The organism is Runella limosa DSM 17973 (assembly GCF_000482465.1).
GTDB lineage: Bacteria > Bacteroidota > Bacteroidia > Cytophagales > Spirosomataceae > Runella > Runella limosa.
Window position 1 is genome coordinate 935,934 of the sequence record NZ_KI519420.1, and the last position, 26,811, is coordinate 962,744.

General features: G+C 43.6%; 22 protein-coding genes. 7 read left to right on the plus strand and 15 right to left on the minus strand.

The features are described 5' to 3' along the window. Positions 1 to 108: 108 nt before the first annotated feature. Positions 109 to 831: a class I SAM-dependent methyltransferase gene (locus tag K339_RS0113930; RefSeq protein WP_028524143.1), complete on the plus strand. Its 723-nt coding sequence runs from the start codon at positions 109 to 111 to the stop codon at positions 829 to 831. Between the two features lies 1 nt (position 832). On the opposite strand, the gene K339_RS0113935 is transcribed toward K339_RS0113930, so the two are convergent. Genes K339_RS0113935 through K339_RS0113980 form a run of 9 tightly spaced genes read right to left on the minus strand, consistent with a single transcriptional unit; the run spans position 833 to position 11,608 of the window. Further along, a complete protein-coding gene (locus tag K339_RS0113935) occupies positions 833 to 2,347 on the minus strand; it encodes a lipopolysaccharide biosynthesis protein (RefSeq protein ID WP_028524144.1) in 1,515 nt (504 codons plus the stop codon). 2 nt (positions 2,348 to 2,349) lie between these two features. Then, positions 2,350 to 3,414 carry a pseudaminic acid synthase gene (gene pseI, locus K339_RS0113940; protein ID WP_037300351.1) on the minus strand — a complete coding sequence of 355 codons (1,065 nt, stop codon included), beginning with the start codon at positions 3,412 to 3,414 and terminating at the stop codon, positions 2,350 to 2,352. After that, positions 3,414 to 4,538 carry a tail fiber domain-containing protein gene (locus tag K339_RS0113945; protein WP_028524146.1) on the minus strand — a complete coding sequence of 375 codons (1,125 nt, stop codon included), beginning with the start codon at positions 4,536 to 4,538 and terminating at the stop codon, positions 3,414 to 3,416. The genes pseI and K339_RS0113945 overlap by 1 nt, the downstream gene beginning before the upstream one ends. Then, on the minus strand, positions 4,535 to 5,545 hold the full coding sequence (locus tag K339_RS36660; RefSeq protein ID WP_084332208.1) for a GNAT family N-acetyltransferase: 1,011 nt from the start codon (positions 5,543 to 5,545) through the stop codon (positions 4,535 to 4,537). Before K339_RS36660 ends, K339_RS0113945 begins: the two co-directional genes overlap by 4 nt. Beyond that, complete coding sequence (gene pseF / locus K339_RS0113960) at positions 5,532 to 6,227, minus strand: pseudaminic acid cytidylyltransferase (protein ID WP_028524147.1); 696 nt, start codon at positions 6,225 to 6,227, stop codon at positions 5,532 to 5,534. Before pseF ends, K339_RS36660 begins: the two co-directional genes overlap by 14 nt. 3 nt (positions 6,228 to 6,230) lie before the next feature. Beyond that, entirely contained in the window at positions 6,231 to 6,878 is a 648-nt protein-coding gene (locus K339_RS0113965; RefSeq protein WP_028524148.1) for a pseudaminic acid biosynthesis-associated methylase, read from the minus strand. Between the two features lie 7 nt (positions 6,879 to 6,885). Beyond that, positions 6,886 to 8,070, minus strand: coding sequence for a UDP-4-amino-4,6-dideoxy-N-acetyl-beta-L-altrosamine transaminase (gene pseC / locus K339_RS0113970; protein ID WP_028524149.1), 1,185 nt, complete (start codon positions 8,068 to 8,070; stop codon positions 6,886 to 6,888). Next, complete coding sequence (pseB, locus tag K339_RS0113975) at positions 8,067 to 9,077, minus strand: UDP-N-acetylglucosamine 4,6-dehydratase (inverting) (RefSeq protein WP_037300354.1); 1,011 nt, start codon at positions 9,075 to 9,077, stop codon at positions 8,067 to 8,069. The genes pseC and pseB overlap by 4 nt, the downstream gene beginning before the upstream one ends. Before the next feature lie 50 nt (positions 9,078 to 9,127). Beyond that, entirely contained in the window at positions 9,128 to 11,608 is a 2,481-nt protein-coding gene (locus tag K339_RS0113980) for a putative glycosyltransferase family protein (RefSeq protein ID WP_028524151.1), read from the minus strand. A 134-nt stretch (positions 11,609 to 11,742) separates the two neighbouring features. Between K339_RS0113980 and K339_RS0113985 the strand changes: the two genes are divergently transcribed. Together K339_RS0113985 and K339_RS0113990 are read left to right on the plus strand one after the other, a co-directional pair. After that, positions 11,743 to 12,327 carry a Uma2 family endonuclease gene (locus tag K339_RS0113985; RefSeq protein WP_028524152.1) on the plus strand — a complete coding sequence of 195 codons (585 nt, stop codon included), beginning with the start codon at positions 11,743 to 11,745 and terminating at the stop codon, positions 12,325 to 12,327. Positions 12,328 to 12,329: 2 nt separating this feature from the next. Further along, positions 12,330 to 14,258: a c-type cytochrome gene (locus tag K339_RS0113990; protein WP_028524153.1), complete on the plus strand. Its 1,929-nt coding sequence runs from the start codon at positions 12,330 to 12,332 to the stop codon at positions 14,256 to 14,258. A gap of 89 nt (positions 14,259 to 14,347) precedes the next feature. Here K339_RS0113990 and K339_RS0113995 read toward each other — a convergent pair whose 3' ends face one another. Beyond that, positions 14,348 to 15,172: a mechanosensitive ion channel family protein gene (locus K339_RS0113995; RefSeq protein WP_028524154.1), complete on the minus strand. Its 825-nt coding sequence runs from the start codon at positions 15,170 to 15,172 to the stop codon at positions 14,348 to 14,350. Between the two features lie 97 nt (positions 15,173 to 15,269). Here K339_RS0113995 and K339_RS0114000 point away from each other — a divergent pair, with 97 nt between their 5' ends. Both K339_RS0114000 and K339_RS0114005 read left to right on the plus strand, forming a co-directional pair. Then, positions 15,270 to 15,761 carry a dihydrofolate reductase gene (locus tag K339_RS0114000; protein ID WP_028524155.1) on the plus strand — a complete coding sequence of 164 codons (492 nt, stop codon included), beginning with the start codon at positions 15,270 to 15,272 and terminating at the stop codon, positions 15,759 to 15,761. A 43-nt stretch (positions 15,762 to 15,804) separates the two neighbouring features. Then, positions 15,805 to 17,262, plus strand: a complete 1,458-nt coding sequence (locus K339_RS0114005) for a M20 family peptidase (RefSeq protein WP_028524156.1) — start codon at positions 15,805 to 15,807, stop codon at positions 17,260 to 17,262. Positions 17,263 to 17,376: 114 nt separating this feature from the next. On the opposite strand, the gene K339_RS0114010 is transcribed toward K339_RS0114005, so the two are convergent. The 5 genes from K339_RS0114010 to K339_RS0114030 form a co-directional block, all read right to left on the minus strand. After that, positions 17,377 to 20,421, minus strand: a complete 3,045-nt coding sequence (locus tag K339_RS0114010) for an efflux RND transporter permease subunit (RefSeq protein ID WP_028524157.1) — start codon at positions 20,419 to 20,421, stop codon at positions 17,377 to 17,379. Between the two features lie 45 nt (positions 20,422 to 20,466). Then, positions 20,467 to 21,534: an efflux RND transporter periplasmic adaptor subunit gene (locus K339_RS0114015; protein WP_028524158.1), complete on the minus strand. Its 1,068-nt coding sequence runs from the start codon at positions 21,532 to 21,534 to the stop codon at positions 20,467 to 20,469. 15 nt (positions 21,535 to 21,549) lie between these two features. After that, the gene (locus tag K339_RS0114020; protein WP_028524159.1) at positions 21,550 to 22,917 is read right to left on the minus strand and encodes a TolC family protein; all 1,368 of its coding nucleotides are present in this window, start codon (positions 22,915 to 22,917) and stop codon (positions 21,550 to 21,552) included. A gap of 112 nt (positions 22,918 to 23,029) precedes the next feature. Next, a complete protein-coding gene (locus K339_RS0114025; RefSeq protein ID WP_028524160.1) occupies positions 23,030 to 23,458 on the minus strand; it encodes a DUF3995 domain-containing protein in 429 nt (142 codons plus the stop codon). Positions 23,459 to 23,475: 17 nt separating this feature from the next. Beyond that, the gene (locus tag K339_RS0114030) at positions 23,476 to 24,093 is read right to left on the minus strand and encodes a TetR/AcrR family transcriptional regulator (RefSeq protein ID WP_028524161.1); all 618 of its coding nucleotides are present in this window, start codon (positions 24,091 to 24,093) and stop codon (positions 23,476 to 23,478) included. A gap of 196 nt (positions 24,094 to 24,289) precedes the next feature. On the opposite strand from K339_RS0114030, the gene K339_RS0114035 reads away from it, so the two are divergent. Together K339_RS0114035 and rpsA are read left to right on the plus strand one after the other, a co-directional pair. After that, positions 24,290 to 24,802 carry an HNH endonuclease gene (locus tag K339_RS0114035; RefSeq protein ID WP_028524162.1) on the plus strand — a complete coding sequence of 171 codons (513 nt, stop codon included), beginning with the start codon at positions 24,290 to 24,292 and terminating at the stop codon, positions 24,800 to 24,802. A 127-nt stretch (positions 24,803 to 24,929) separates the two neighbouring features. After that, positions 24,930 to 26,750, plus strand: a complete 1,821-nt coding sequence (gene rpsA, locus K339_RS0114040) for a 30S ribosomal protein S1 (RefSeq protein WP_028524163.1) — start codon at positions 24,930 to 24,932, stop codon at positions 26,748 to 26,750. Positions 26,751 to 26,811 lie beyond the last annotated feature (61 nt).

Here is a 26,811-nt window from a genome sequence, read left to right on the forward strand (position 1 = left end):
GGGTTCACTAATTGTCAAAGGTAGGAATAAATGTAGCCTAGGCCAAAAAGGACTGCTATTTGCTTTATCTTTGTACTTTCTTTCAACTATTCACTTTAAAGAAACATTATGTCGCTTATCGGGAAGATATATCGCCAATTAGAACCACTCATTGAGGTTTTTTTTCGGACAACACGTCAATCTAAAACGGCCGCCGACCCTAGTAAATGGAAAGCGGAGGCCCAAAAAGGAGAGTTTGCTTTTCACAAAAACGACACATGGCGCCAAACAGAAAGCTTCCTACAACAAACAAGTGTATTGTTCAAATCTTGGGGATTTGATGCCGATGAGTTTGAGGGCAAGGTAGTCTTGGATGTGGGAGCAGGCAGTATGTTGCGTGGTAAATACTTTAAAAATGCCAAATTGGTGGCGTTAGAACCAATGGCCGACGACGTATTGCGTGAAATTCCGTGGACGGACTTACGTGATGCGTGGAAAGTTTTTTCTACGCCCGCCGAGCAATCCATTCCCGAATTGGTAGGGCAAGTTGACTTTATCTTTAGTATCAACGTTCTCGACCACTGCTATAATTTTGACGAAATCATCGCCAATTTATATACCTATCTGAAACCTGGCGCAAGGGCATTTTTGTCGTTTGATGAGCATTACGTGACCAACAAAATGCACCCGTTAATTCTAACTGAAACCATTTGTCCGCCGATTTTTGAAAAGGCTGGCTTTAAAATTGAAAAATTCAATAAAGGTTTTGAAGGAAAAGCAGCAGAGGTAATGAAAGTGTCAACCTACGGTCACGGACAAACTTGTCTCAATTATTGGTTAAGAAAACCATAAATTATTGTTTAGGTTTACCCACTATTCCCCAGAGTTTTTGATAAATAGTAGTACACTGTTGGTTAAATTCTGGGGAGTAGCCACTCACATAAAACCCGCCTACAAACAACAACGTAATGGTAATGGAACGGTAAGTCATGTCTCCAAGTATGGCAATTGGGCTGCCTGTTAAACTTGGTAATAAGCTCACTAGCCCAAAAGCGGCAATTCCCATTCCGACAACAATAGCGTTTTTGGAGTTAAAAGGCTGAAATCCAAATAAATACCAAAGGAGGCCATAACGACAAAGGTTGTAGATGAATACTGAAACAACCGCTCCAATCGCCGCCCCCTCAATCCCGAAAGTAGGAATCAGTTGGTGGTTTAATAATACGGTACAAAAAATAAGGACGATAAAGAAAATGGTATCGAGGTAGTAATACTTTGACGTGTTAAGAATCGTACCGTTGATACCCGTTGCCATGTCCAACACTTTTGAAAGGCCAATCCATACGATTACCCAGCGGCCTGCTTCGTAGGCGGGCGGTAGAAACTCGAAAATGTTGTCGAGGTTGACGCAGATTCCGAGAAATACCCACAGCCCTACGAAAAGTTGAACCAAACAGCTCTTTTGGTAAATTTTGGCGATGTTTTCGTGGTCGTTATTTTTCCACGCTTCTGCTACTATCGTGCCCGCAATAAGCTGCATCGCAATCATGGGCATGGCAATTACCGTCCCAAAAAAGGAGGCTGTGCTATAAACGCCCACGGCATTCAAGTCAATCATGTCGGTAATCATGATTTTGTCGATGTAGAGCACAATTTGCGAAGAAAGTGAGGCGACAATGGAGAGCGCGCAAAATTTAAGAATGGGAACCAATAACTGAGATTGTTTCAAAAAACCAAAATCAGGGCGTAACGAAAACCGCCCTTCTCGAATGGTTTTGAGCACAATAAGCACCATTGGTAACGAAATTCCCGCGCACCAAATCATCATAAACTGGTCGAAGTTTATCCAACGAAACGCATATAGAATTGCTACCACGAGGTTGTTGAGGCGCAGTACAAATTGGCTTAAAAATGTACCCGTCACTGAGTCGTAATGCAGGCGAGAATAAACGTCAAATACGTTGAATATCAACATAAAAGCCACAATAGGTAGCAAATATGGGTAATATTTGACCAACAAAATGGACTTTTTTTGGTATTCTTCAATAAGCCCTTCTTTGAAAAACCAGAGCGCAACAACGACGATAATAAAACCAACAAAAGAAAACAGCAAGGCTAAGAATACGTAGCCATGGTCGTTGGTTTTGGCGTCACGAAAATAGGGGAAATAGCGCGTTCCTGCCCCGTTGAAACCGAGGTTAGCAAATAAGGGCAGCAGTAGCATTAACGACAAAAACAGGCTGATGAGCCCATTTTGGTCGGTTGCAAAGAAATTAGGGATAACATACCCCTGAGTTACCAAGCCAACTGCTGCGCTTAGGTAAGAATAGATGGTACTTTGAAAGGTCTGTTTTTTGATTTGGGCCATTCCTATGACGAGGCAACTAGCCCCCATTCTAATGCAGTACCAGCTTCAATGTCGCGCGAAGCATGGCTTTCTAAAATTTGATCATAATAACGTGTATGCAATCCATTGGCAGGACGAATACTGCGAACATTCTCGGCCGTAAAAGCCTCACCTGCTTTGATGTCTTTGACCACATAAAGTGAGCGTTTGAATTGCAGGCTTTTTTGTTCTTTGGGCGATAATTCGTAGTTGACTCGACCCATTGCCAAAAACGCCCGTTCTGATTCAACCACCAAAGCGTTGATTTCCTCAGGTTCAAGGGAAAATGCAGAGTCCACGCCCCCATCAGCTCTACGTAACGTGAAGTGTTTTTCAATTACCCGTGCGCCCAATGCAACCGAAGCTACTGCCGCCCCAATGCCCATCGTGTGATCTGAAAGCCCGACAGGACATCTGAAAAGCTCTCGCATGTGCGGAATGGTCAGTAAGTGCGTATTTTCGGGGGTTGCTGGGTAAGTGCTGGTACATTTTAGGAGTATCAATTGAGTACAACCATTGGTTTTCAGCACTTGTACTGACTCTTGAATATCAGCAATACTCGCCACGCCTGTACTCATTATGACAGGCTTACCTGTTTTGGCTACTTTTTTGAGAAGGGTATGGTCGGTATTTTCAAACGAGGCAATTTTATAACAAGGCACCTCCAATGACTCTAAAAAATCAACGGCCGAAAGGTCGAATGGGCTACTGAAGGCAATCATTCCGAGGGATTTAGCACGGTCAAAAATGGGTTTGTGCCATTCCCAAGGGGTATATGCTTGTTGGTATAGTTGATGTAAGTTTTGATTCTTCCAGAGAGAATTATCATCGCGAATATAAAACTCGTCCGATTTACCATTAAACGTGATAGTATCGGCCGTGTACGTTTGAAGTTTAAGTGCATGGGCACCTGCTTTGGCCGCTGCATCCACCAGCTCAAACGCCCTTTCGAGCGATTGGTTGTGGTTGCCCGACATTTCAGCAATAATAAACGGCCGATGATCAGGGCTAATGGTTATGTGACCGATTTGAATTTCGTTGGCAAACATTATCGTTTTTTTAATTTTTCAATCTCTTTTTGAAGCTCTTTTATTTGAGTCGCTTGCAATTGGAGAAGTTGCTGTTGCTCTTTAATAGCTTCTACTAAAACGGGGGTGAGACCGTCATAGTTCAGAAACTTGGTACCACTTTCATTGTGAGATACTAATTCAGGTAAAACATTTTCAACTTCTTGGGCGATTAATCCTACCTGTTTTTCGTTGGAAGTAGTCCAGTTGTAGTAATACCCGTTCAATTGATTTACCATCTGTAAAGCATTTGAAATAGGAGCAATGTTGCGTTTGGTACGTACGTCAGAAATAGCATTTATTGTTCCATACACGGTTACTTTTGCATTGTTGGCAGGAGCACCTCCAATCCCGATGTTTGACCCGTTGTCAAATAACTGACTATTAACCAATACGTTTGATTGGTCAAATCTTGGTAAACTGTGCACTGTAGGGGAGGTAGTTGTTACGGCAATAGTCGAATTGTTGGGTAAGAAGTTTTTTAAAAGAACTCCCTCCGAATTGGTCGTAAGCAACGCATTTCCTACGCCTCCTTGAATTCCTTCAAATCGAACCGAGCCAGTGGTGTGTAATTGCGCTTGAGGAGCCGTGGTGCCAATACCGAGCGAGCCGTTGGCGGATAAAATCATTTTTATCACGTTGAGGTTTGTCCAAGAAAATAGAGGCCGATTGATGACAAAATTAGGCCCTAGTAATCCTTCGCCATTGGTGTACGTTCGAGCGTCAAACTTAACAATTGGCTCATTCCCTAAGTCATTTTCTGGCGTAGTCGATACGCTAAATGACATGGAAAACCTGCGGTCAGTTTCATTGTGAGCAAGAATAGAAGGCATAAAGCGCCCATTCAGAATGGTTGAATTGGTAAATGCTAAAAAATCTTTTGGTGCGTCAGCGACTTTAATTTTAAGGATTTGCTCTAGTGTAGAATCACTAGGTGTTTTAAGAATAGATATTAATCCTCTTAAATTGCTACCTATCCCTAAGTTTGGAGGTAAAGTAATAGCCGTATTTGAATTATCTTCCACCCAAGCGTCTGGGGTAGGGTCTTGTCCTTTAGCAGTTAGGTGTAGAACTATAAAAACGACAAAAAATAGCATTTTTCTCATGGCTGACGATTGGTTTGTAGTTTGTAATAATCGGCTGTTTTCTCTAATTCATAAAACCCTGCTCGTTCAAAGGCTTTTTTAGAAGCAAGATTAGCGAGCTTGATGTAAGCAATGATACTACTTTCGGTTTCAAATGTCTCAAAAAATGCTTGAATACTTTGTTTAATCATGGAAGTGGCAAATCCATTACCTCGAAAATGGTTAGCAATTGAGATGCCAATTACGGATTCGTCGTCGTTTTTGTCAATTCTAACTTGTCCAACTGGCTGTTTTAAATGGTTCTCAAATACCAACATTAGGCTATTAGGTGCCTGTATTTTTTTCAAGAACCAATCAACGTGTTTATCGTACGGAATGGGGGCAGAATTGAAAGAATTTTGTCGAGTTCCCTCATCATTGGCCCATTCAAAATATAAATCAACGTCGGACGAAGTGGCTCTTCGGAAGGAGAGTGTTCGGTTCAATTTTGAGTGAATAAGCACATCGACAAACTGCCCATCAAAAAAACAATGTTCTTTTAATCGAGCTTCAAGTTGAAAGCCTGCCTTTTCTAAAACAGGATATAAATGAGGTCTGACATCAAAGGCATAAGTAAATATCTTGTGAAAATTTACTTCAACAAACCCCACTTCCTCGATTAATTGTAAATAATTCAGCCAAAACTCTTCGAAATAGCCTTCTTCAAGACTTGTATTCATCAGGAATGAAATCTCGGCGTATTTATCAATCCAGTTGATATGAACTAAACCGCCATAAGCAACCAGTTGACCTTCTTTAAGTAAGGAGAAAAGGAGCTGAGAAGGCTGTGTTTGTTCAAAAAGTGCGCTTACAGTGGTGGAAAAATAAGCTTCTTGGGCTTCTATTGTGAGCGGTTTCGACTGGCGTAAGTGAAAAATTTGTTCATTTCGCCATTGCCTGATTAAATATTTGTCTTCGTCTCGTAGAGGTACTAGCTGATACGCTTCATTCTCAAAAATTTGACGAGATAAACATTTATAATTTCTCATATAATAGTTGGTATTTCAACTCCGCTAATTTCCAATCTTGCTCATTGTCAATGTCTTGAGCTTCTAGTTCTGAAATTTCAATGCAGCTTGTATTGTCGGTCATGAGGCGCTGATTGATGAAAAAACGAGCAACGTCAAAGAAATAAAACTGCCCCGCATCGTGGTAGCATGGTTCTAAATCTTGCGAACGAGCGCTAAAATACTGTGGTTCACGAAGTACAAAACGCTGGTCTGATTTTTGGACAAGGCATCGTTGTATAGGATACGAAAACCGCATGACAGGAAACACCGCGTCGAATTCTCCCTCTTTTAGTGTTTGAGAAGCCTTTTGCAGCAGTTCTTTTGTTACAAAAGGTGCTGTTGGGTAAATACAACAAGCGGTGTCGAAATGGTGATCCATTTGTTGATACGCTTCCAGGACTTCATTGATAACATCCGCCGTTGTTGCAAAATCATCAGATGCTTTTTCAGAGCGCTGAAAAGGTACTTTTGCGCCGTATTTTTGGGCAATTTGGGCAATTTCAGCGTCGTCTGTCGATACCATTACTTCGTCAAAGAGATTACTGGCAAGCGCCGCCTCAATGCTGTACGCAATGATTGGCTTTCCCAAAAAATCTTTGATGTTTTTGCGGGGAATGCGCTTGCTGCCTCCTCGGGCCGTAATGATGGCAATACAACTCATCGGCTATTGTTTTTCCAAAAGATACATATAGTCCACATTTCCTTGCTGTGAAGCAGAGACGTATGGGTACATTTTACGATAAACTTCTTGGAGCTGAGGGAAATTCTCTTGGAAAATTTTGCTGTAGTCTGCCTTCCAAAGAAACCCTTCGTTCCCGCGGTAGTTGATGTTAACCAAAGAGCTGGCAAAGTACTCAAAACCCCAAACGTATTTTTTGCTACAACGCACCATTTCTGACATGATTCGCGGTAGGTCGTTGGGAGCAATGTGAATAAGCACGCCGTTTGTGACCACCACATCAAAGTAGCTGTCTTTGAAGGGAATATCAAACCCAGACGCTTGGATGATGTTGACGTTTTTGACGATTTCTTTGGCCTTTTCTACCGCGTAGTGTTGTAACTCAATTCCGTATAAATTGGTGAAACCCATTTCTCGGAGACACCGCAATTGTAGCCCAATGTTACAGCCCACTTCTAAGATTTTGGCATCTTTGGGGAGGTTACGAAGGCAATCTTCGTTCATCTGAGTTTTTGTAATCCCCCATTCGTGCCGATAAAAGTCGTCATATTGAGCTGACGTCCAGTTGTTTCTATCGGAATAGGCTTTGCCAAACTCTCCGCTCCAAAACGCTTCCTGTGTGGTTGTTGACATGATGTATTTATGAGTGATAAAAATCAATAATAGTTTGAATAACGAATGCTTGTTGTTCCTCCGTGAGGGTAGGGTACATCGGCAAACTCAAGCAGTGACGGTAGTAGTTTTCGGCGGCGGGGAAATCACCTTCTTTCCATCCTTGAGCGCGGTAATACGGCATCAAATGGCAAGGAATGTAATGAACCTGGGCAAAAATCTGGTGTTCGCGTAAGTGGGTATAAAGCCCCAAACGGTTTTCTATCTCTACCACATAAAGATGGTACGCATGACCCTCAACCACGCCCGATTGCCCTTTGATAAACGATAAACCTTCAAAAGCTGTGCTGTAAACTTGCGCAATTTCGCGACGCCGAGCGAGCCCTTCGTCGGCCCTTGCTAGCTGAGAAATTCCCAAAGCTGCCTGAAAATCGGTAAGGCGGTAATTATAGCCTAGCGTTTGCATTTCCATGTACCAGCCTGGGTAGTTGGTGGCTTGCTCGTCGCCTGCGGCAAAAGCAATGGAGTTTTGGAAACCATTCGCGTCGCGACTGATGCCGTGGGTACGAAGTGTCAGCAGCTTTTGGTAAAGGGAAGCATCATTGGTAGTAATCATGCCTCCTTCACCGCAAGCAATGTGCTTAACGGGGTGAAATGAAAAAATGGCCAAATCGGCAAATTGTCCGTTTCCGCAGCGCTGCATTTGTCCTTGGCTATCGTTGAAATAGCCTCCTGGCGCGTGACAAGCATCTTCGATAATCCACAAGCCGTATTCGTCAGCGAGGGCTCGAAAAGCCTCTAAATCAACCGCGCGGCCTGCAAAATCAACGGGAACAATTCCTTGGTACGTTCCCTTGGGGGAAGCCGCAAGTAGGGCACGTACTGCGTCGATGTCCAATAAATACGTTTCAGGGTCAATGTCGGCAAAAACAACCTCCCCGCCGCAGTAGCGAACACAGTTGGCGGACGCCGCAAATGTAATAGGCGTAGTAATCACTTTTTGGCCTTCGGTTACGTCCAACGCCAGCGCACATAAGTGCAACGCCGCCGTTCCGTTGGCGACGGCTACGGCATATTTCGCCCCGACGTATTCGGCAAAGGCGACTTCAAATTGATGAATTGTGGGGCCTTGCGTTAGAAAATCAGCGCGCAAAGCCTTGGTCACTACCTCAATGTCGTCGTCGGTAATATTTTGTCTTCCGTAAGGAATCATACTTCAAAATTGGGGTCAACGTGCTGCTTGATTTGTTGGCGTAAATCATCGACTGTCAGCCATTCGTCGTTGGTACCTGAGTTATACTCAAACCCGTAAGGAACTTTACGACCGTTGAAAGCTTCTACGTAATCGTCCATGCTCCAAATAGGGGTACTTGGGCAAATAACGTAGTACTTGTCGAGCTCGATGGTATTGAGCGAATCGGTTTCAGTAATCATTTCCTCATGGAGTTTTTCCCCTGGACGAATCCCCACAACTTCTTGGCGTGCGTTAGGAGCAATGGCTTCGGCTACGTCTGTAATGCGGTAAGAAGGAATTTTTGGCACAAAGATTTCACCTCCCCAAGCATTTTCGAGCGCAAACAACACCATTTTTACCCCGTCTTCGAGCGAAATGTTAAAACGAGTCATGTCGGGGTGAGTGATGGGTAAAACTCCTTCTTTGCGTTTCTGCAAGAAAAAAGGAATCACCGAACCGCGCGAACCAATAACGTTTCCGTAACGCACGACTGAAAAACGAATGTCGCGCGCGCCTTTGATGTTGTTGGCCGCCACAAACAATTTGTCGGAACAAAGCTTGGTCGCGCCATATAGGTTAATGGGAGCGGCTGCCTTATCAGTCGAAAGAGCTACCACTTTTTGGACGCCCGTAGCCAAGGCCGCTGTAATGACATTTTGACCGCCTAAAATGTTGGTCTTGATGCACTCCATCGGGTTGTACTCTGCCGCAGGAACTTGTTTGAGTGCCGCCGCATGAATGATAATGTCTATGCCTTCGCACGCCATCGTGAGGCGGGCTTCGTCGCGAACGTCACCAATAAAATACCGTATTACGGGGTATTTGCTGTGGCTAAATTCTTGTGACATTTCAAACTGCTTCAATTCATCGCGCGAATACACCACCAAACGCTTAACGTCAGGGTATAGCTTGAGAATCGTTCTAATAAATTCCTTGCCAAATGAGCCTGTTGCTCCAGTTACAAGGATTGATTTTCCATTTAGCATTATTTAATCAAGAGGATTATTCGGTGGTTGATACCTGTATGCGAGCTGCGTTAGGCTTGTTTTTTGGTACGAAAATCTAGGAACAAAGCCCCGCCGATGAGCAGTAGCCACGCAATAGAAGCGTACAAATCTATTTTTTGACCTTGACTAACCGTTTTTGCATCAAATTTGAATTCGATGGTGTGCTTTCCTGCTGGAATAACCATGGCCCTGAGCACGTAGTCAGCTCTAAAATGAGGGGTCTCTTTACCATCAATGTACGATTTCCAATCTTCGTTCCCTTTGTAGTACATTTCTGAGAAAATAGCTATTTGAGGGCTCGATGTGTTGGATTCATACGCCAATTTTGTGGGGTGATAACTCGTCAGACGAATCGTCCCTGTGCTGTCAGACGACGGTTGTGCTCCTTTTAGAGTTTCAGCAAAACGTTTATCTACAACGGCGGTTTTACCTGGGTTGAAATTATCTAACGCGGCCATTTCTTCGTCAGGATTGTTGACCATTTTCAACTCACGCACAAACCAAGCGTTTCCAAGTGCCCCAGGGTTTTGTTGTACTACAGGCTGTTTTTTCTCGTCAGGTACAATGAAGTACTTTGTATTGAGCATATTGAAAACCGCCATGTTGTTTTTAACCATCTGGCGTTCAATCAAGTCTTGTGTACGGCGTAGTTTTGAAGCACTATAACCACCTATCGACTTATGGAAAGCCGAAGCTCTTGGATCGGCAAAAGGGTTGCTGGTAACATCCAATACGCGGTAATCAGGGTCAGTATCTCTCAAAATTTGTTGGTCAGCGGCGCTAGGTTCTACGTTTTGAGCCGATTCAAATTTAGGACGGAAATCGTCATTGTTGAGGTAACGCTTGTTGACGCTCCACATGTCTATCAACGTCAGCGCCGAGATAATTCCGACAACAGCCGTCGTGTTTTTGAGTTTATTGGTCACAAAGGCCCACAGAACCGCCGCCGCCAACAGAATGAAAAGCACTGTGCGCAAGGCGTCAGAGCGAAGCATAGAAGCACGGTCATCGAGAAGCGCATTGTAAAGGTCATTAGCGGCGGCTTTGTTGTTGCCAAAGCTTTGGGCAATTTGCTCCACAAAAGCGGTGTCGTTGGGACTTTTTAAGCCTACCAAGCTAGGAACGAGTGCCAAAATGAGTGCAAGTCCAGCAGTTGCCCCTAAACTAATAAAGAAAGGCTTTTTAAACTCTTCCCATGAAGGACGGTTTTCAATCAATTGTTTTACGCCCAGCGAAGCGATGATAATCATACAGAACTGCGTCAGTGAAAGAATCATACTGACCGAACGGAACTTGTTGAAACCAGGAATGTAGTCAAACAAGAAGTAATTGAGGGCCGTGAAATTTCCCCCCCAACCGAGCATTAAGGTAAAAACGCCTGCGATTAGGAACGGAATGCGGTAGCGTTTTTCGGCATAAAATAACCCCAGTACAAACAAGAAACAGATGATAGCCCCTGAATATACCCCGCCACCTACGAAAGTCTGGTCGCCCCAGTAGGTAGGTAATTGATAGGCAAACTGAGCGGCATTTTGTCCATCTATACCGTAGCGAGTAAGGGTTTTGTACGATTCTGAGTTGGTGTCTAATTCACCTCCCGAACTACCACCCGAAAAGTCAGGAATCAAAAGCGTTAGTGATTCAAGTTTACCGTAGCTCCACGCAAAAGCGTATTCTTTGGTGAGCCCTTTACTATCGTTATTGCCTGCACTTGCAGCTTCGCCTTTTACAGGTGTAAGTTCTGACCCACCGCGAATGGTTTCTTTGGAGTGGTCATAAAGTGTCCAAAGCCGTGAGGTATTTGTTGCTAAGGCCAACGCGCAAAAAACAGCCGAGGCACCAAAAAAGATAATGAGCGATTTTACTGCTCCATTTTTTACCGCTCTAATGGTTTCAAAAATGGCTAAAATGCCTAAAACGATGGCAGAATAATACGTAATCTGGGGGTGATTGGCGTGAATCTGCAACCCAAGTCCCAAACTAAGCAAGACAGCTCCCAACCAAGGCCGCTGATTAAATCCAAAGATAACCCCTGCGGCCATCAAAGGAAGGTAGGCAACGGCATATACTTTGGCGGTGTGCCCTGCTTCAATAATTTGAAAGTTATACGTAAAAAATGCGTACCCAATTGCACCAAGAATACTGGTCCAAAGGTCACATTTAAACCCTCTTAACATCAAATAGGCCCCAATCAAATACATACCAATGAAGGTCGCTTTGATATTGAATAGGGTATAAATCAGTCCGTGAATTTTGATAAAAATACCGTTTGAATAATCGCCTCCCACCAAAAATGTAGGCATTCCTCCAAATAAACTATTGGTCCAGCCAATGTATTCGCTGGCGTATTTGCGTATTTCGCTTTGAAGAGCTATGAAACGATCAACATCGCCCATCGCCAATTGCTGCCCTTTCAAAACAGGGCTCATGTACATAATGGCAAGTGCTAAAAAGCCAATAATGGCAAGTAGGTGTGGTAAAAGACGACGGAAGTCAAACTGGTTTCTCATATAAAGGTTTTATAGATTGCACAAAATTATAAAAAAACTCCAAAGGTGGTTGTTTCAAGGCTTGTATGGCTGAAATTGGGAATGATTCTCTATCTTTGCTCAACGAATGAGAGATTCCTAATTGATAGCAACCCATGCTGATTCCATTGCATCTTCCTTCTCGCGAGCAATTTACTGATGATGAATTGGTAAACTTCTGCCTTTCAAACCCCGATTTGATGGTAGAACGTAACGAGTTTGGGCAAATTTTTATCAATATGTCTCCTACCCATCTGCTAACCAGTTCCAACAACAGCGAATTGAATGGCGAATTTGTTATTTGGAATCGCCGTACAAAAGCTGGGAAAGTGATTGATTCTAACGGCGGTTTTTTCTTGCCCGATCGCTCCATGCGTGCGCCTGACGTGGCGTGGATTCGGAAAGAACGTTGGGCTGAATTATCAACCGCTGAAAAAAAATCGTTTCCGTATTTAGCCCCTGATTTTGTGCTTGAGTTAGAATCTGACACGGATAATTTGGAGGATTTGAAACAAAAAATGCAAAAATGGATTGACAATGGCGTGCGATTAGGTTGGCTGGTAGCCATGAGTGAACAACGAACGTACATCTATCGGCCGTATGCGGCTATTGAAACTAAATTATTTAGTGAAACCCTAACAGGCGACGACGTTCTCGTCGATTTTGAAGTAGTATTGACCAATATCTTAGAAATACCGTAGTAATGAAAAAACAAGTTATCTGCACAATCACCTCCCTTTTACTGAGTTTAGGCGTATCCTTTGCGCAAGAATCCCCTTCGGAAGAAGATTTTTACAAAATTGTCACCCCGCCAGTGCCTGAGGGTATTTTGCTCGAAGTAGGAGGGATGACCAGTCTTCCTGATGGTCGTTTGGCCATTGGAACGCGCCGAGGCGATGTTTGGTTGCTCGAAAACCCAACGGGCTCAAAGCCGTACTACAAAAAATTCGCTTCAGGCTTACACGAAATCTTAGGTCTTGTTTACCAAAACGGTGCTATGGTTTGTGCGCAACGTGGAGAATTGACAAAATTGATTGACAAAGACCACGATGGGAAAGCGGATGTTTATGAAACAATCTATGCTTGGCCGTTATCATCGCACTATCACGAGTATAGCTTTGGGCCAAAAATCGCCCCTGATGGCTCGTATTTTGTGTCGGGTAACGTCGCTTTTGGGGACGAAGAATGGTGGGCTGGCGAAAGCCGCCGTCCGTTACGTGGTTGGATTTTTAAAATTACGCCTGATGGCCAAATGGAACCGTGGGCAACGGGTGTTCGCTCACCTTGCGGCTTAGGCATGGTGGATGGTGAGTTGTTTTATGATGACAACCAAGGCGACTGGATGGGTTCTGGCGGTATTTGGCACGTGAAAAAAGGGGCTTTCATGGGGCACCCAGCAGGGCTCAAGTGGGCTAATAGCCTTACTAATTCTCCCATCAAAATTACCCAAGAAGAAGTATATGCGATGGTTGACCCGCGCAAAACGCGTGACAAAAATGGCAATGCCATCAAGCCCGAAAACGTACAAAATGAGAAGTTTTTGACGTTGGCTGACATGAAGAAAAAATACCCTGAAACGCAACTTCCAGCAGTGTGGTTACCTCACGGTATTTTAGGGGTTTCAAATGCTGAGATTTTAGCGGATCAAACGGGCGGGAAATTTGGCCCTTTTAGCAACCAACTTTTTGTAGGTGACCAAGGGCAAAGTAAAGTAATGCGCGTTTTCTTAGAAAAAGTAAAAGGTGAGTACCAAGGCGCTGCGTTTGACTTCCGTTCAGGATTCCAGTCGGGAGTTTTGCGTATGGCGTGGGCCAATGACGGCGGTTCACTTTACATCGGAGAAACCAACCGTGGTTGGGGTTCGTCGGGCGATGCTAACCAAGGCTTGCAGCGATTGGTATGGAACGGAAAAACACCGTTTGAAATGAGAGCAGTTCGTGCGATGCCTGATGGATTTGAAGTAGAGTTTACCCTTCCAGTAGATAAAAAATCAGCTGAAAACTTAGCTTCGTACGCGGTTCGTAGCTTTACGTACAAGTATCATCCAGTATATGGAAGTCCTACGATTAACGAAGCAAAATGCGCTATCAAAGGCGTAAAAGTTTCAGAAGATGGCTTGAAAGCACGTATTGTGGTGGACAATTTGCGTGAGCACTACATCCACGAGTTGAAACTTGACGGAGTGCGTGCTTCTACGTCGTATTGGTCTTTGGTACACCCAACGGCTTTCTATACATTGCATAATTTGCCCGATGGCGAGAAGTTGAAAGTTGCTGAAATGAGCACAAAATCGTCGGCTACGACAACTGCGGCGAAAACTACAGAAAAGAAAACCGCAACGGCATCGGGTAAAGCACCAACGTTTGAAGAAATTAAACCTTTATTGGCCAAAAATACGTGTTTGGCTTGCCACGCCGTTGACAAACGCCAAGTGGGGCCTGCTTACACAGAGGTGGCAAAACGTAAGTATTCAAACGAAAAAATTGTAGAGCTTATCTATAATCCTAAGCCTCAAAACTGGCCTGATTATGCTACACCAATGGCTCCTATGCCGCAGGTACCGCGTGATGAAGCGCTCAAAATTGCCGCTTGGATCAACTCGTTAGCGCCGAAATCAGCGCCAAAGCCGTAAGTAAGAACTTGATTCGATAGATAAAAAAAGCGTAACCTCACATAGCAAGAGGTTACGCTTTTTTGTTAACGCCCAACTGGGAAATTTATCTAGACTTTGCTAGGTTGCATCACGACGTGGACTTCGGCGGGTGCGGGGGCTAGGATATTATCTGCGGTAAATTGTTTGCTAATGTGTTCGTGTACAAAATAATAAACATCCCAGTAATGATCAGGGTGAGTCCACACACGAACGTCAAGGAAAATGGCATTTTCGGTTAGTTTTGTTACCAAAATATCGTGTTCGGTTTCTTTGAGAGCCTGAGGGCAACTGGCAATGACTTTCTGAATAGAAGCTCTGATTTTATCGACTCCGTTGGGTGCTCCTGCGGCAAACACCATATCCACGCGAATTTTACCTTTACCAGAAATATTTGTAATAGCTCCTGTCGAAAGCCCGCCGTTTGGCAGGGTAATGGTTTTATTATCGGGCGTAAGTAAGACAGTATCAAAAATTCGGATGGCTTCTACATGGCCTGTGTATCCTTGGGCAGAAACCAAATCGCCTACTCTAAATGGTTTAAAAATCAAGATTAGTACGCCACCAGCAAAATTGGCTAAACTTCCCTGAAGGGCTAGTCCAACGGCTAGTCCAGCTGCCCCTAAAATGGCAACAAATGAAGTAGTTTGAACGCCGAGTATCCCTGCGCAACTCAGCAAGAGCATGATATTGAACGTGACAGCCGTCAGGGAAAGTAAAAAAGGCTGAACATCACGGTCAATCTTTGCATTATTCATCCGAGTGCTCAAAAAACGCATAACCGTTCCGATAAGCATTCGCCCAATAATAAACGCAAAAATCGCGAGCAACACTTTGCCTCCGTACTGCGTTACGGCGGCCATAAGTTGATTTTTAAACGTGGTTAAATCTAGCATGGTAGTAAGGAATTGATGGAAAATTTGCCTTATGACCGCTTTACTGTCTATTAGTCACGTTACATTTGTGCTGTTACAGATTAACTAGGTTGAAACTATGATTACTTCTATGATTGTTGCCGTTGCCCAAAACGGGGTAATTGGGCGTGATAATCAGCTTATTTGGCATTTGCCCAACGATTTAAAACAATTTAAACGCCTAACGACTGGTCATCCAATCATTATGGGGCGTAAAACGTTTGAGTCTATTGGTAAACCCTTACCTAACCGTACTTCCATTGTGATTACTCGGAGTAAAGAGTGGGCTTACGAAGGGGTTATCGTCGTACATTCGATGGAGGAAGCGATTGCCGCCGCTCAAGCCACTCAAACGGAGGAAGCATTTGTCATTGGCGGTGCCGAAATATATCGTGTGGCGTTTCCCCTAGCCGATAAACTTTACCTGACCGAAGTAAAAGCTGATTTTGAGGGAGATGCGTATTTTGAGCCTATTAATCCCAATGAGTGGAAAGAGATAAGCCGTCAGTCACATTCTGTAGATGAAAAGCATTTTGTACCGTTTGATTTTGTGGAATTAGTTCGTAACTAGCGTTGAATACACTTTATTCTCAACTAATTACCCCTAACGCTTCATGAAAAAGGTCTTCCTTGCTGTGGCGGTGCTGCTTTTGGCGCTGATTTCTGTTTTGGTTTTCAACACGTTGCGACTAAGCTCTAAACAGATGCAGGGAGTCGCGCCTTTGCCCGCGCTTACGCTCAACGATTCGGTGGTGAGCCACTTGTCAGAAGCGATTCAATTTCGGACGGTTTCGTACGAAGATTTGTCATTGATGGATAGTACGCAATTTGAAAAATTTGTGGGCTATTTGGCAAAAACCTATCCTTTAGTGCATAGCCGTTTGAAGTTAGAAAGAGTAAATACTTATGGTTTGTTGTACGAGTGGAAAGGGAAAAGTACCAGCTTAAAACCTGCACTTTTGATGGGGCACTATGATGTTGTTCCTGTCGTGCAGGGTACGGAGAAAATGTGGAAACATCAGCCTTTTGCGGGGGACATTGCCGAAGGATTTGTCTATGGACGCGGAACGCTCGACGATAAAGTAACGGTGATGGGGGTGCTCGAAGCTGTCGAACATTTACTTAAAAATAACCATACACCTGAGCGGACTTTTTACTTGGCATTTGGGCACGATGAAGAAATTTCGGGTAGAAACGGCGCGCAGCAAATCGCGGCTTTGTTGGAAAGTCGTAAAGTGGAGTTAGAGTACGTAGTTGACGAAGGAGGGGTGATAAAAATTGATGGTGTTTCGGGGATTAATCAGCCTATTGCCTTAATTGGCGTTGCTGAAAAAGGGTACACAACCTTACAATTGAGCGCGACGGGTGACGGTGGACATTCGTCCATGCCTCCCGCTCAAACTAGCATTGGAATGCTCGCGGAGGCCATAGATAAATTACAGAAACACCCGTTTCCAGCTCGATTGGGTGGAGCGGCGGGGTACATGCAGGACTATTTAGCCCCTGAAATGCCTTTTTCTACCAAATTGGCGATGGCCAATCGTTGGCTGTTAAACTCAGTAATCATTGGTATATTGGAAAAAACGAATGCAGGAAATGCCATGGTTCGTACCAGTATTGCGCCCACGGTGATTCACGCGGGAGTGAAAGACAACGTACTGCCCGTAGAAGCCATTGCCAAAATCAATTTTAGAATTTTGCCAGGTGACTCAGTCAAAACGGTGATTGATTACGTAAAAAAGACCATTGGCAATGACCGAATTACGGTCGAATCGCTCAAACAATTTGATTCAGAACCCTCGCCCGTTTCTGATACCGCTACGGTGGGTTTTCGTTCGCTTCACCGAACCATCAAGGCGTGTTTCCCTAATGCAATTGTCGCACCGTATTTGGTGGTTGGGGCAACCGACGCGCGTTATTATAAGAATGTATCCCAAAACTTGTACCGTTTTATGCCCGTACGCATGAACGACGAAGACCTCAAACGCCCCCACGGCACCAACGAACGCATAAGCGTCGAAGATTTCAAAAATGTCGTACGGTTTTATATTGAATTGGTGAAAGCAGGTTAGGGCATTGTTAATGGAGAGGAGACATTTTGCCAAGCCTTTCCAAAAACATCAAATTCGTGAATAAACCCTTGTCAAGGTTCAAAACCTTGACAAGGATTTATCTGCCATTTTCTATTATTTCCCCTCCACCTTCGGCGGAATAAGTCGATACAATACAGGCGTTACAATCCGAGAAAGCAGCGTAGAGCTGATTAAACCACCAATCAATACCCAAGCGAGAGGCGAGTAAAGTGGGTTGCCTTCGATGGCGAGCGGAATCAAACCTCCAATGGCTGTAAGCGAAGTAAGGACAATGGGTACAAAACGGATTTCGCCTGCTTCCTGAATCGCTTCCAACAACGGCCTACCTTCTTCTCGAAGCTGGTTGGTGAAATCCACCAGCAAAATGGAGTTTTTGACTTCTATTCCAATCAAGGCAATCAGGCCAATGACGGCCACAAACGAAAGTGGATAACCCACAATCCAGAGCATCGTAAAAGCCCCAATAATGCCCAACGGAATGACAGAAAGCACGATAAGTGAGCTCTTGAACGTGCCAAATTCAAGAATTAACACCCCTAAAAACCCAAAAGCGGTAATTAGAATGATGGTGCCGAGGCCGCCAAATGATTTCTCGCGTGCTTCCAATTCGCCCGCTGCTTTGTAGCTAAAATCCTTGGGAAATGGATGTTTTTCGAGTTTAGCTAGAATGTCATTGTACACATTATCAACCAAAAAACCACTTTTCACAAAAGCCGAAATCGTCACAAAACGGTCACGGTCAAAGTGCCTAATTTGGTTGGTTGAGGTTTCAAATTGCACATCCGCAATTTGGCGAAGTGGCACAGCCGAGCCCGTCAATGTGTTGATATAGAGATTGTTTAAAACATCAGGCGTGGTGGTTTTTCCTTTGGGCAGCGTAACATTGATGGCGTAGTCGTCGCCGTCACTATCTTTGAAAGTACCAATGTTTAAACCTGCAATGGCCAAACGAACCGTACGGTTAATATCGGCAATCGACATTCCTAACAAACCTGCTTTTTCTTTGTTGATTTTCACCCGTAAATCTGTTCGACGGGTAGTAAGCGGATTTTTGACGTAAATGGTGCCTTGGGTATCTTTTAAGATTTTCTCCACATCTGCCGCCACCGTGCGCAATTGCTCCAGGTCGTCGCCCAAAACGCGAATGGCGATAGGCGCTTCGGTATTAGGACCTTGCTCAAAATCAACTACTTCCACGTTCGCATTGGGAATGTATCGTAGCTTTTCGCGAAGTTTGTCAATGATTTTCTCTTTTTGAGGAGGGTGAATTTCATCTTGAAGTTGGACAAATACCTCCGCATAATTGCTTGCCTCAGAGCGCTCGATGACGTTGTAATACATCCGAGGGTTTCCGCGCCCAACGCTGGTTGAAAAGTACTTAACCTCAGGGACTTGCTTCAGTTCATTCTCGACCAAGCGGGCTACGCGGTTGGTTTCGTTTAGGCTACTTCCTTCGGGTGTCTCAAACGTTACCCTAAACATAGGTTTTTCTGATTTTGGAAAAAGAGCAAAACCAATTTGTTTTGGAATCAGTAAGGATGCGCCAAAAATGAGTCCTGCAAATAAAAGTGAAGGCAGCGGATGACGTAATGCCCAGTTGAGCAAACGACTGTACGAACCAGAAATCACTTTTTTCAACGCTCTCAAGAAAATATTCCCTTCGGGATTGTGGCTATTTTCTAACAAACGGCTGCTCAAAAATGGAACAATCGTAAGCGATACAATCATGGACGCGATGATGGTCATGGTGACGGCCGTGGGAAGGCTTCGAATAAAATCTCCCGAGGCTTCAGGCAAAAACATCAATGGCAAAAAGGCTAAAACAAGCGTAACGGTACAACCAATGACGGCCAACGTGATTTGTCGGGTAGCTTTGATGGCGGCTTCACGTTTACTAAACCCGTCTCGAATCCAGCGTTCGATGTTTTCTACTACGACAATGGAGTCGTCCACCAAAATCCCTAAGGCAACGATTAAACCTACGACACTTAACTGGTTGATGCTGTAACCCAAATAATTGACGGCGGTAAGCCCAATGGCCAACGAAAGGGGAATCGAAATCATCACCACCAATGCTGCTCTAAAACCGAGCGGTAATAAGGTAAGCGCCACCAACAAAATGGCAATGCCAAAATCTTTGGCAAAGCGTTCAAGACGTCGGTCCACACTGACAGATTGGTCAAAGTACTTCACCATCTTGATGTGCTTAGGCATTGTCTTTTCAAATTCGGTTAGGCTTTGGTTTAGTTTCTTGCCCGTTTCCGAAATATTTTTGCCCGATTTCTGAGCGGCTACCACCAACACGGCGCGGCGCCCGTTGAGTCGGGTAAAATTGGTTTCTTCTTCGTAGTTGAAATCAACGTCGGCTACGTCGCGGAGGTAAATGATTTTTTGACCATTGGTAGCCACTACCGTATTACGGATTTGGTCAAGCGATTCGTAGTCACCGCTGGTTTTTACGTTAAAACGCCGCGCACCTTCCTGAACACTTCCTGCTGGGATGTTGAGGTTTTCGCTTTGCAACGCTCCAAGTACTCGGTTGACTGCAATACCTTCTTGGGCCATTTTTTCAACATTGAGCGAAATCCGAACGTTTTCTTTGGGGAATCCGTAATCTTTCACGCCGCGCAAGTCTTTATTTTTCTCAAGTACTTTTCTCAAACGTTCGGAATACTGCGCCATTTCTTTGTACGAAGCGACTTCCGATACCAAAGCCACTTGCACGATGTTTACTAACCCAGGGTCAAATTGAAAATAACGAATATCGAAAATGTCGTTGGGCAAAATACCCCGCATCGAATTGACTTCACGAGCGATTTCTTGCTTTTTTTCGTCATTGTCAACCGCGTAGTCGTATTCCAACATAAACACGGCCAAACCGTCGTCGATGGTGGTGCGAATATTACGGACGTCTTTTAACTCGTTGAGGCGTTTTTCAACTGGGTCAACCACCAGTTCCTCCATGTCTTTGGGGTCAGTACCAGGGTAAATTACTGATATAATAAATGTAGGAGCCTCGAAAGTCGGGTCTTCGGAGCGAGGCATGGTGAAAAGTGAGTTGAGTCCCAGCGCGACCACTCCCACAAACATCACCAGCATAAATTGCCAGTTTTTGACGGAAAATTCGGATAGATTCATTGTTTTTAGCGTCTTTGCGTGATTAAAAAGTGGTTCATCAATGCGTTATTTTACAATCACGGTAGAGGACTCAGTTAGGAAAGCGCTACCAGAAGTGATTACTTCTGAAATGCCTTCTAAGCCATTTGTAATCAAAACTTTATCGCCGTCCACAAAACCAATTTGCACAGGTAAACGCTTCACTTTTTTGCGGGTTTCAGCCAACACATAAATGAAAGCTTCTTTGCCATTTCCTTCCACAATTGCTTCTAGTGGCACAACGGTATATGTGCGACTTTGGACGGGTTTTAATTCAACTTTGGCAAAAAGTCCTGTGGCCAAACGCTTTCCCTTGGGCGCAATTCTCACTTCAATTTCGTACAACTTATTCATGGGGTCGGCGGCAGGAGCAAGTTTGGTAATGCTGCCAGAAAATGCTTCGGAGGGGTAGGCATCAAGCTGCACATTGGCTTTGTCTCCTACTTTTAAGCGCGCCCAATCTTTGTCCGAAACACCTACGCGCACCACCCAGTCGCCCTGACGATTGGACGTAATGTAAAAAATAGGCGTCCCAGGCCCCGTCAATTCACCTTCGTTCCCCATTTTCTTGACAACCGCGCCGTCGATGGGCGAAATGATTTGGGCGTACGAACGGTTAAACTGAGCGATTTGGAGGTTTTGTTTGGCAATGTCCAGTGCAGTTGTCACGTTTTGCATTTGCTCCAGCGTGGCGGCGGTGTCCTTTAGCATATTTTCGACGCGCTTAAAGTCTCGTTCAGATTTTTCAACGCCGTATTTGGCCTGATTCACTTGCGCGTCGATTTCGGTGGTGTTAAGCGAAGCGAGAAGTTGGCCTTTGCTCACCTTTTGGCCTTCGGTCACATATATTTTTTGGATTATTCCGCCAATTTTAAACGACAACCTCGCTTCTTCTGACGAGGCAACCAACCCAGACGCAACGATACTTTCAGAACGGGTAGCTTGGTCAACTTTGGTGAGTGAAACGGGCACCAATACCTCATCTGTTTCAGGGTTTTTTTGTTGCGTTTCGTCTTTTTTATTGCAGCTTATAAGAAGTAAACTCAATAATAATGAGCTACTTACTAAGCGAAATGTGTTATGTAAAGAGTTCATAGTCAGAGAAGTAGGTTAGTTAACGGCTGTGATTTTATTGAGAGTAGCTTGTTTAGAAAGTATATCAAACTGTGCCAAAGATTCTTGCAATTGCGCGTTGAGCAATTCGCTTTGGGCTTTGACGTATTCAATGAGTAGGACATTGCCATTACGATACCGACTGTCGATGACCTTGAAATACTGTTCGGCTTTACGGATACCGTCGGCCAATGATTTCATCGATTCTTTGGCGGCTTGAAGCTCAAAATAAGCCTGCGTCGTTTGGAGCTCAATCTGTTTTTCCACTTCAGATTGCTTCGTTTTTAGCAGTTCTGTTTGAATTTTAGCCTGTTGAATTTTTGATTTTCGCTCGTACCCCTTAAATATATCCCATTGCAAACCTATTTGGGTGACAAGGTAAGCTTGTCCCGAAAATTTATAGCCAAATCCTTGAAAACCACTGTTTCCGCCAATAAAAACTGATGGTCGTTTTGCGGCTTTTTCGTGGAGCGTAATGGCAGTTTGCGAAGCTAAAATGGATTGAGCAAGCTGTTTTAATTCTTGACGATTTTGAGTGGCCAAGCTAGTCAAGGAACTTAAAGCGGGGGAGGGGGCAATGAATTGCTTTTGATTAGAGGCTAAAAGCAAGGAATCGGTTTTAATATCGCTTCCGAGCTCGCGATTGAGCAAAAAATTAAAATAGGCTTTGGCTACGTTTGAGTTTTTGGCGGCTATAATCGCTTGCTGTTCGAGTTTACTTAGCTCATATTCGGCACCTACTACGGCATCTTTGGTAACGACGTTGTTTGAAACAAGCTTTTGGTTGAGCCGTACCAGTTCATGTAGGGTTTTCTTGGCATTTTCAAAAATCTGCAAAGCCTCCTGCGACTGTAAATACTGAAAATAGGCCGTTTCAATCGTATATTTTAGCTCATTTTCTACAACGCGTTTACGCGCCTCTTGCGCGGATAGCAACGTTTTCTGAATCAGGTAATTGTACTGAATTTCAGGGTTATAAATGGAGTATTGAAAACTTAACTTTGTGTCATGAAAATGATTGGGGGCTAACAACTCGTTGACATTTTCCACCTGGGGAAAATTGTTGGTTTGCGTGAGCTGGTTGAGTGTGTTATAAACTGGATTCAGTAAGTCTCCTACAGGAAAGGCCAATCTCCGTCCACCTGCGGCCAAGGAGTAAGTGGGGTTGAAGCTGACTTTTGGATAAAAAAGTGATTTAGCTTGTACGATGGCTTCATTCACTTTTTGGATTTCAAGCCCTTCTTGTTTGAGCGAAAGGTTGTTTTGGAGTCCTTCTTGTACATAGGCTTCCAAAATGGCGGATGATTGGGCCGTCGCTCCAAAGCTGAACAAGAGCAACGACCACAGGTGAAAATATCTAATCATATCTTATTTAATAAACAGTGTTCATAAATAGGCAAAAAAGAGAGGAAACCTACAAGGCATTGCTCGGGAGGAGGTGACAGAATCGGGGTTTTCATGGCTGTAAAATCTTGATTTATAGGTAAATAATAAATGAAAGAAGACTGATTAATAAACAAATCGGAGAATAGTAAAGAGTGTCCATTTTTGCGAAAGGCGTATCTTTGATTTTCTTGAAGAATCCTACATAGCGAAACTCCCCGATGGCACGTAATAGAAAAATGATTGCAATGACCAATACGCTATTTGAAATATACGAATTAGGTAGCTGAAAAGTGGAAAAAATGCCTACTTTAGCCCCAATGACCCAAGCAAATCCTAAAATACCTAAAGCAACTACCAATGTTTCGAAAAAACGCGGTTTGAAAAGTGGCGTTTCAGTAGCTTTTGGGGAAGTTGGTATTGCTAAATGAACCCATTTCTTACCCCCCAATCCCCAGTAAAAATGAAGGAACGAAATGCCTGAAAACAAGGCAATTAATGGCATCGAAAAGAAAATGTTCATGGCTGATAGATAGTTAATTAAAGTGTTTCTTTAATCATTTTAGTAAACAGCACAAACGACTGCTGCATTCGTTGCAATTGTTGGTTGTCTTGAAACATGCTCATGCGATTTTTTAAGTAAATAGATACCAAACCGTGCATATAAGACCAAATAGTAATGGCTGAAACCTCAATATCCGTATTTTTAAAATAACCCGCCGTTACACATTCTTGAATCGCCCATTTGAGTAACCCAAACGATTTTAGCCCATCTTCCCACACTTCATCGCGACAAGCTAATGCTTCAATGGGGGCTTTCATGATAAACATAAGGTCGTATAATTCAGGGTTTTCAACGGCAAATTTGATGTACCGATGTCCCATTTCAATCAAGCGAGCAAAGGAATCTTGGATGGTTTGTAGCGAACTGAGTTCCTCCATCAATTTTAAGAATGCTTCTTCATGGAGGGCAAAAAATAATTCGTTTTTGTCTTTATAGTATAAATAAATAGTGGCTGGACTGTATTCTATGACGTCTGCGATGTTCCGAATACTTGTTTTTTCATACCCTTGCTCCAAAAAAAGCTCCCGTGCGGCGTTCAAAATGAGCCGTCGCATGTCTTCTCTTTCTCGTTCTTTTCGCTCTAGTATTCCCATGAAATAGAATAAATGTTTGATTGATATTACAAATTTACTGAACAGTGTTTAGTAAACAATAGATGTTTATTTTTTTGTTCCAAAGTCAGCCAAAAAAAAATCCTAGCAAGAAGATTTTGTTAAGATATTAACTGAGGGAGAGATTATTACCTCAGAATTTTGTAAATTGCAAAAACCTAAAAAACTTGATGTCGGTATGGGTAGGAAAGTCTTAATTTTGAATCAAGATTACTCCGCTTTAGGCATTTGTTCGGTTCCTAAAGCCTTTTTACTCGTCTATTTAGACAAGGCCGAATTGGTTGCTGCATCTTCGGTGTTTCAATTACATACTGTAAGTACTTCATTTCCGCTACCAACAGTTATTCGCCTCAACCGTTACATTAATCTTCCCTACAAAGGCGTGATGCTCACGCGGCAAAATATTTTCAAACGAGATGGGCATCGGTGTGTGTATTGTAGTTCGACGGAAGACCTTACGTTAGACCACGTGATGCCAAAATCCAGGGGAGGGCGAACAAGCTGGGAAAATCTGGCTACGGCCTGTAAGCGCTGTAATGCCAAAAAAGGGGATTGCACCCCCGAAGAAGCCTCTATGCCCATGCGTCATCGGCCTTTTAAACCTTCATTTGTGCTATTTTTGCGCGATTATTCAGGGGCTGTAGAAGAATCATGGATGCCTTTCTTAACAAAGAGAGAAAAGGTGTATTAAAAATTGCATTTTTTTTGGAAAACATCTACCTTTGCACTCCGTTTTGCGAAAGGCGGACGTTTGTTTCACCAAATTTCAACCTAAATGCCGATAGGTTGATGTATAAAAGGCAATTTTAAAACTTATCATGAGTAAAGCTCAATTAGCTGATTTTGATTGGGATAGAATTGATAACCGTGGCTTTGGTAGCGGTTACTCAGTAGCTGAAAAAGCCCAGCTAGAACAATTGATTAACGGGACTCTTGCACCCGTCGCCGAAAAAGAAGTAGTTAAAGGTGTCGTGGTCGGTATGAATGACCGCGAAGTGATTTTGAACATTGGATCAAAATCGGACGGTATCGTACCGCGTTCAGAATTCCGCGATTTGTCGGATTTGAAAATCGGCGACGAAATTGAAGTATATATCGAAAACCAAGAAGACCCTAACGGTCAGTTGGTTCTTTCTCGCAAAAAAGCACGCGTTATTACAGCTTGGGATAACATCCAGAAGTCATTCGACGAGGATTTGGTTATCGATGGTTTTGTGAAGCGTCGCACAAAAGGTGGTCTTATCGTGGATATCTACGGTATCGAAGCCTTCTTGCCAGGTTCACAAATTGACGTTAAGCCAATTCGTGACTTCGACATCTTCGTAGGTAAGAAAATGGAAGTGAAAGTTGTGAAAATCAATCACGCTAATAACAACGTGGTCGTATCTCACAAAGTTCTTATCGAGAAAGATCTTGAAGCACAACGTCAACTTATCCTTACAAACCTTGAGCGCGGTCAAGTACTTGAGGGTGTAATTAAGAACATGACTAAGTTCGGTGTGTTCATCGACTTGGGTGGTGTTGATGGTTTGTTGCACATTACAGATATTTCTTGGGGACGTATCAACGATCCATCGGATTTGTTGAGCCTTGACCAAAAAATCAACGTAGTAGTACTTGACTTCGACGAAGATAAGAAGCGTATTTCACTTGGTATGAAGCAACTCCAGCCTCATCCTTGGGAAGCACTTTCTACAGAGGTTGAAGTTGGCTCGAAAGTAAAAGGTAAAGTAGTAAACGTAGCTGACTACGGTGCTTTCCTTGAAATCATGCCAGGCGTAGAAGGTTTGATTCACGTTTCAGAAATGTCGTGGTCACAACACCTACGTAACCCACAAGATTTCTTGAAAATCGGTGACGAAGTAGAAGCAGTTGTATTGACATTGGATCGCAACGAGCGTAAAATGTCTCTTGGCTTGAAACAATTGACCGCTGATCCTTGGACACGCCAAGAAATCATCGAAAAATATGCAGTTGGTTCAAAACACAAAGGTGTAGTTCGTAACTTGACTAACTTTGGTCTTTTCCTTGAATTGGAAGAGGGTATCGACGGTCTAGTTCACGTATCTGACCTTTCATGGACAAAGAAAATCAAGCACCCAAGCGATTTCATCAAAGTTGGTGAAGAACTTGAAGTAATGGTACTTGAACTTGACGCTGATAACCGTCGTTTGTCTTTGAGCCACAAACACCTTGAAGAAAACCCATGGGATACTTTTGAATCAGTATTCGCAGTAGGTTCAGTTCACAAGTGTACTGTCGTTGGTAAAGGTGACAAAGTAGCTACGCTCGAATTACCTTACGGTATCGAAGGAGTTGCAGTGTTGAAAAACCTTGCTAAAGAAGATGGTTCAGTTGCGGAAGTAGGTGAGTCACTTGATTTCAAAGTAACTGAGTTCTTGAAAGAAGAAAAACGCATCGTTCTTTCTCACGCTAAAACTTGGCAAGATAAAGAAGAGCCTAAAGTAGAAGAAAAAGCGGCGAAACCTGCTAAGGTTGAAAAAGCAAAAGACGCTGAGAAAGCTACACTAGGTGACCTTGAGGCACTTTCGGCATTGAAAGAACAATTAGAAGAAGGCGAGAAGAAGAAAAAATCGGCTGCTCCTAAGAAAGTTTCAAACGAAACAGACGCTGAATAGTGAATTATTCAAAATAAAGCACTACATTTGCACTTGGATATGGGTTAGTGATTTCGCTAAC

What these genes read in the sequence shown, in the direction of transcription:
- K339_RS0113945 (WP_028524146.1), bottom strand. Translation starts at nt 4,538, where the DNA reads ATGAGAAAAATGCTATTTTTTGTCGTTTTTATAGTTCTACACCTAACT.
- K339_RS0113980 (WP_028524151.1), bottom strand. Translation starts at nt 11,608, where the DNA reads ATGAGAAACCAGTTTGACTTCCGTCGTCTTTTACCACACCTACTTGCC.
- K339_RS0114030 (WP_028524161.1), bottom strand. Translation starts at nt 24,093, where the DNA reads ATGGGAATACTAGAGCGAAAAGAACGAGAAAGAGAAGACATGCGACGG.
- pseI (WP_037300351.1), bottom strand. Translation starts at nt 3,414, where the DNA reads ATGTTTGCCAACGAAATTCAAATCGGTCACATAACCATTAGCCCTGAT.
- K339_RS0113935 (WP_028524144.1), bottom strand. Translation starts at nt 2,347, where the DNA reads ATGGCCCAAATCAAAAAACAGACCTTTCAAAGTACCATCTATTCTTAC.
- K339_RS0114005 (WP_028524156.1), top strand. Translation starts at nt 15,805, where the DNA reads ATGAAAAAGGTCTTCCTTGCTGTGGCGGTGCTGCTTTTGGCGCTGATT.
- K339_RS36660 (WP_084332208.1), bottom strand. Translation starts at nt 5,545, where the DNA reads ATGAGAAATTATAAATGTTTATCTCGTCAAATTTTTGAGAATGAAGCG.
- K339_RS0113990 (WP_028524153.1), top strand. Translation starts at nt 12,330, where the DNA reads ATGAAAAAACAAGTTATCTGCACAATCACCTCCCTTTTACTGAGTTTA.
- K339_RS0114015 (WP_028524158.1), bottom strand. Translation starts at nt 21,534, where the DNA reads ATGAACTCTTTACATAACACATTTCGCTTAGTAAGTAGCTCATTATTA.
- K339_RS0114010 (WP_028524157.1), bottom strand. Translation starts at nt 20,421, where the DNA reads ATGAATCTATCCGAATTTTCCGTCAAAAACTGGCAATTTATGCTGGTG.
- pseB (WP_037300354.1), bottom strand. Translation starts at nt 9,077, where the DNA reads ATGCTAAATGGAAAATCAATCCTTGTAACTGGAGCAACAGGCTCATTT.
- pseC (WP_028524149.1), bottom strand. Translation starts at nt 8,070, where the DNA reads ATGATTCCTTACGGAAGACAAAATATTACCGACGACGACATTGAGGTA.
- K339_RS0113985 (WP_028524152.1), top strand. Translation starts at nt 11,743, where the DNA reads ATGCTGATTCCATTGCATCTTCCTTCTCGCGAGCAATTTACTGATGAT.
- K339_RS0114020 (WP_028524159.1), bottom strand. Translation starts at nt 22,917, where the DNA reads ATGATTAGATATTTTCACCTGTGGTCGTTGCTCTTGTTCAGCTTTGGA.
- K339_RS0114025 (WP_028524160.1), bottom strand. Translation starts at nt 23,458, where the DNA reads ATGAACATTTTCTTTTCGATGCCATTAATTGCCTTGTTTTCAGGCATT.
- pseF (WP_028524147.1), bottom strand. Translation starts at nt 6,227, where the DNA reads ATGAGTTGTATTGCCATCATTACGGCCCGAGGAGGCAGCAAGCGCATT.
- K339_RS0114000 (WP_028524155.1), top strand. Translation starts at nt 15,270, where the DNA reads ATGATTACTTCTATGATTGTTGCCGTTGCCCAAAACGGGGTAATTGGG.
- K339_RS0113995 (WP_028524154.1), bottom strand. Translation starts at nt 15,172, where the DNA reads ATGCTAGATTTAACCACGTTTAAAAATCAACTTATGGCCGCCGTAACG.
- K339_RS0114035 (WP_028524162.1), top strand. Translation starts at nt 24,290, where the DNA reads ATGGGTAGGAAAGTCTTAATTTTGAATCAAGATTACTCCGCTTTAGGC.
- K339_RS0113965 (WP_028524148.1), bottom strand. Translation starts at nt 6,878, where the DNA reads ATGTCAACAACCACACAGGAAGCGTTTTGGAGCGGAGAGTTTGGCAAA.
- rpsA (WP_028524163.1), top strand. Translation starts at nt 24,930, where the DNA reads ATGAGTAAAGCTCAATTAGCTGATTTTGATTGGGATAGAATTGATAAC.
- K339_RS0113930 (WP_028524143.1), top strand. Translation starts at nt 109, where the DNA reads ATGTCGCTTATCGGGAAGATATATCGCCAATTAGAACCACTCATTGAG.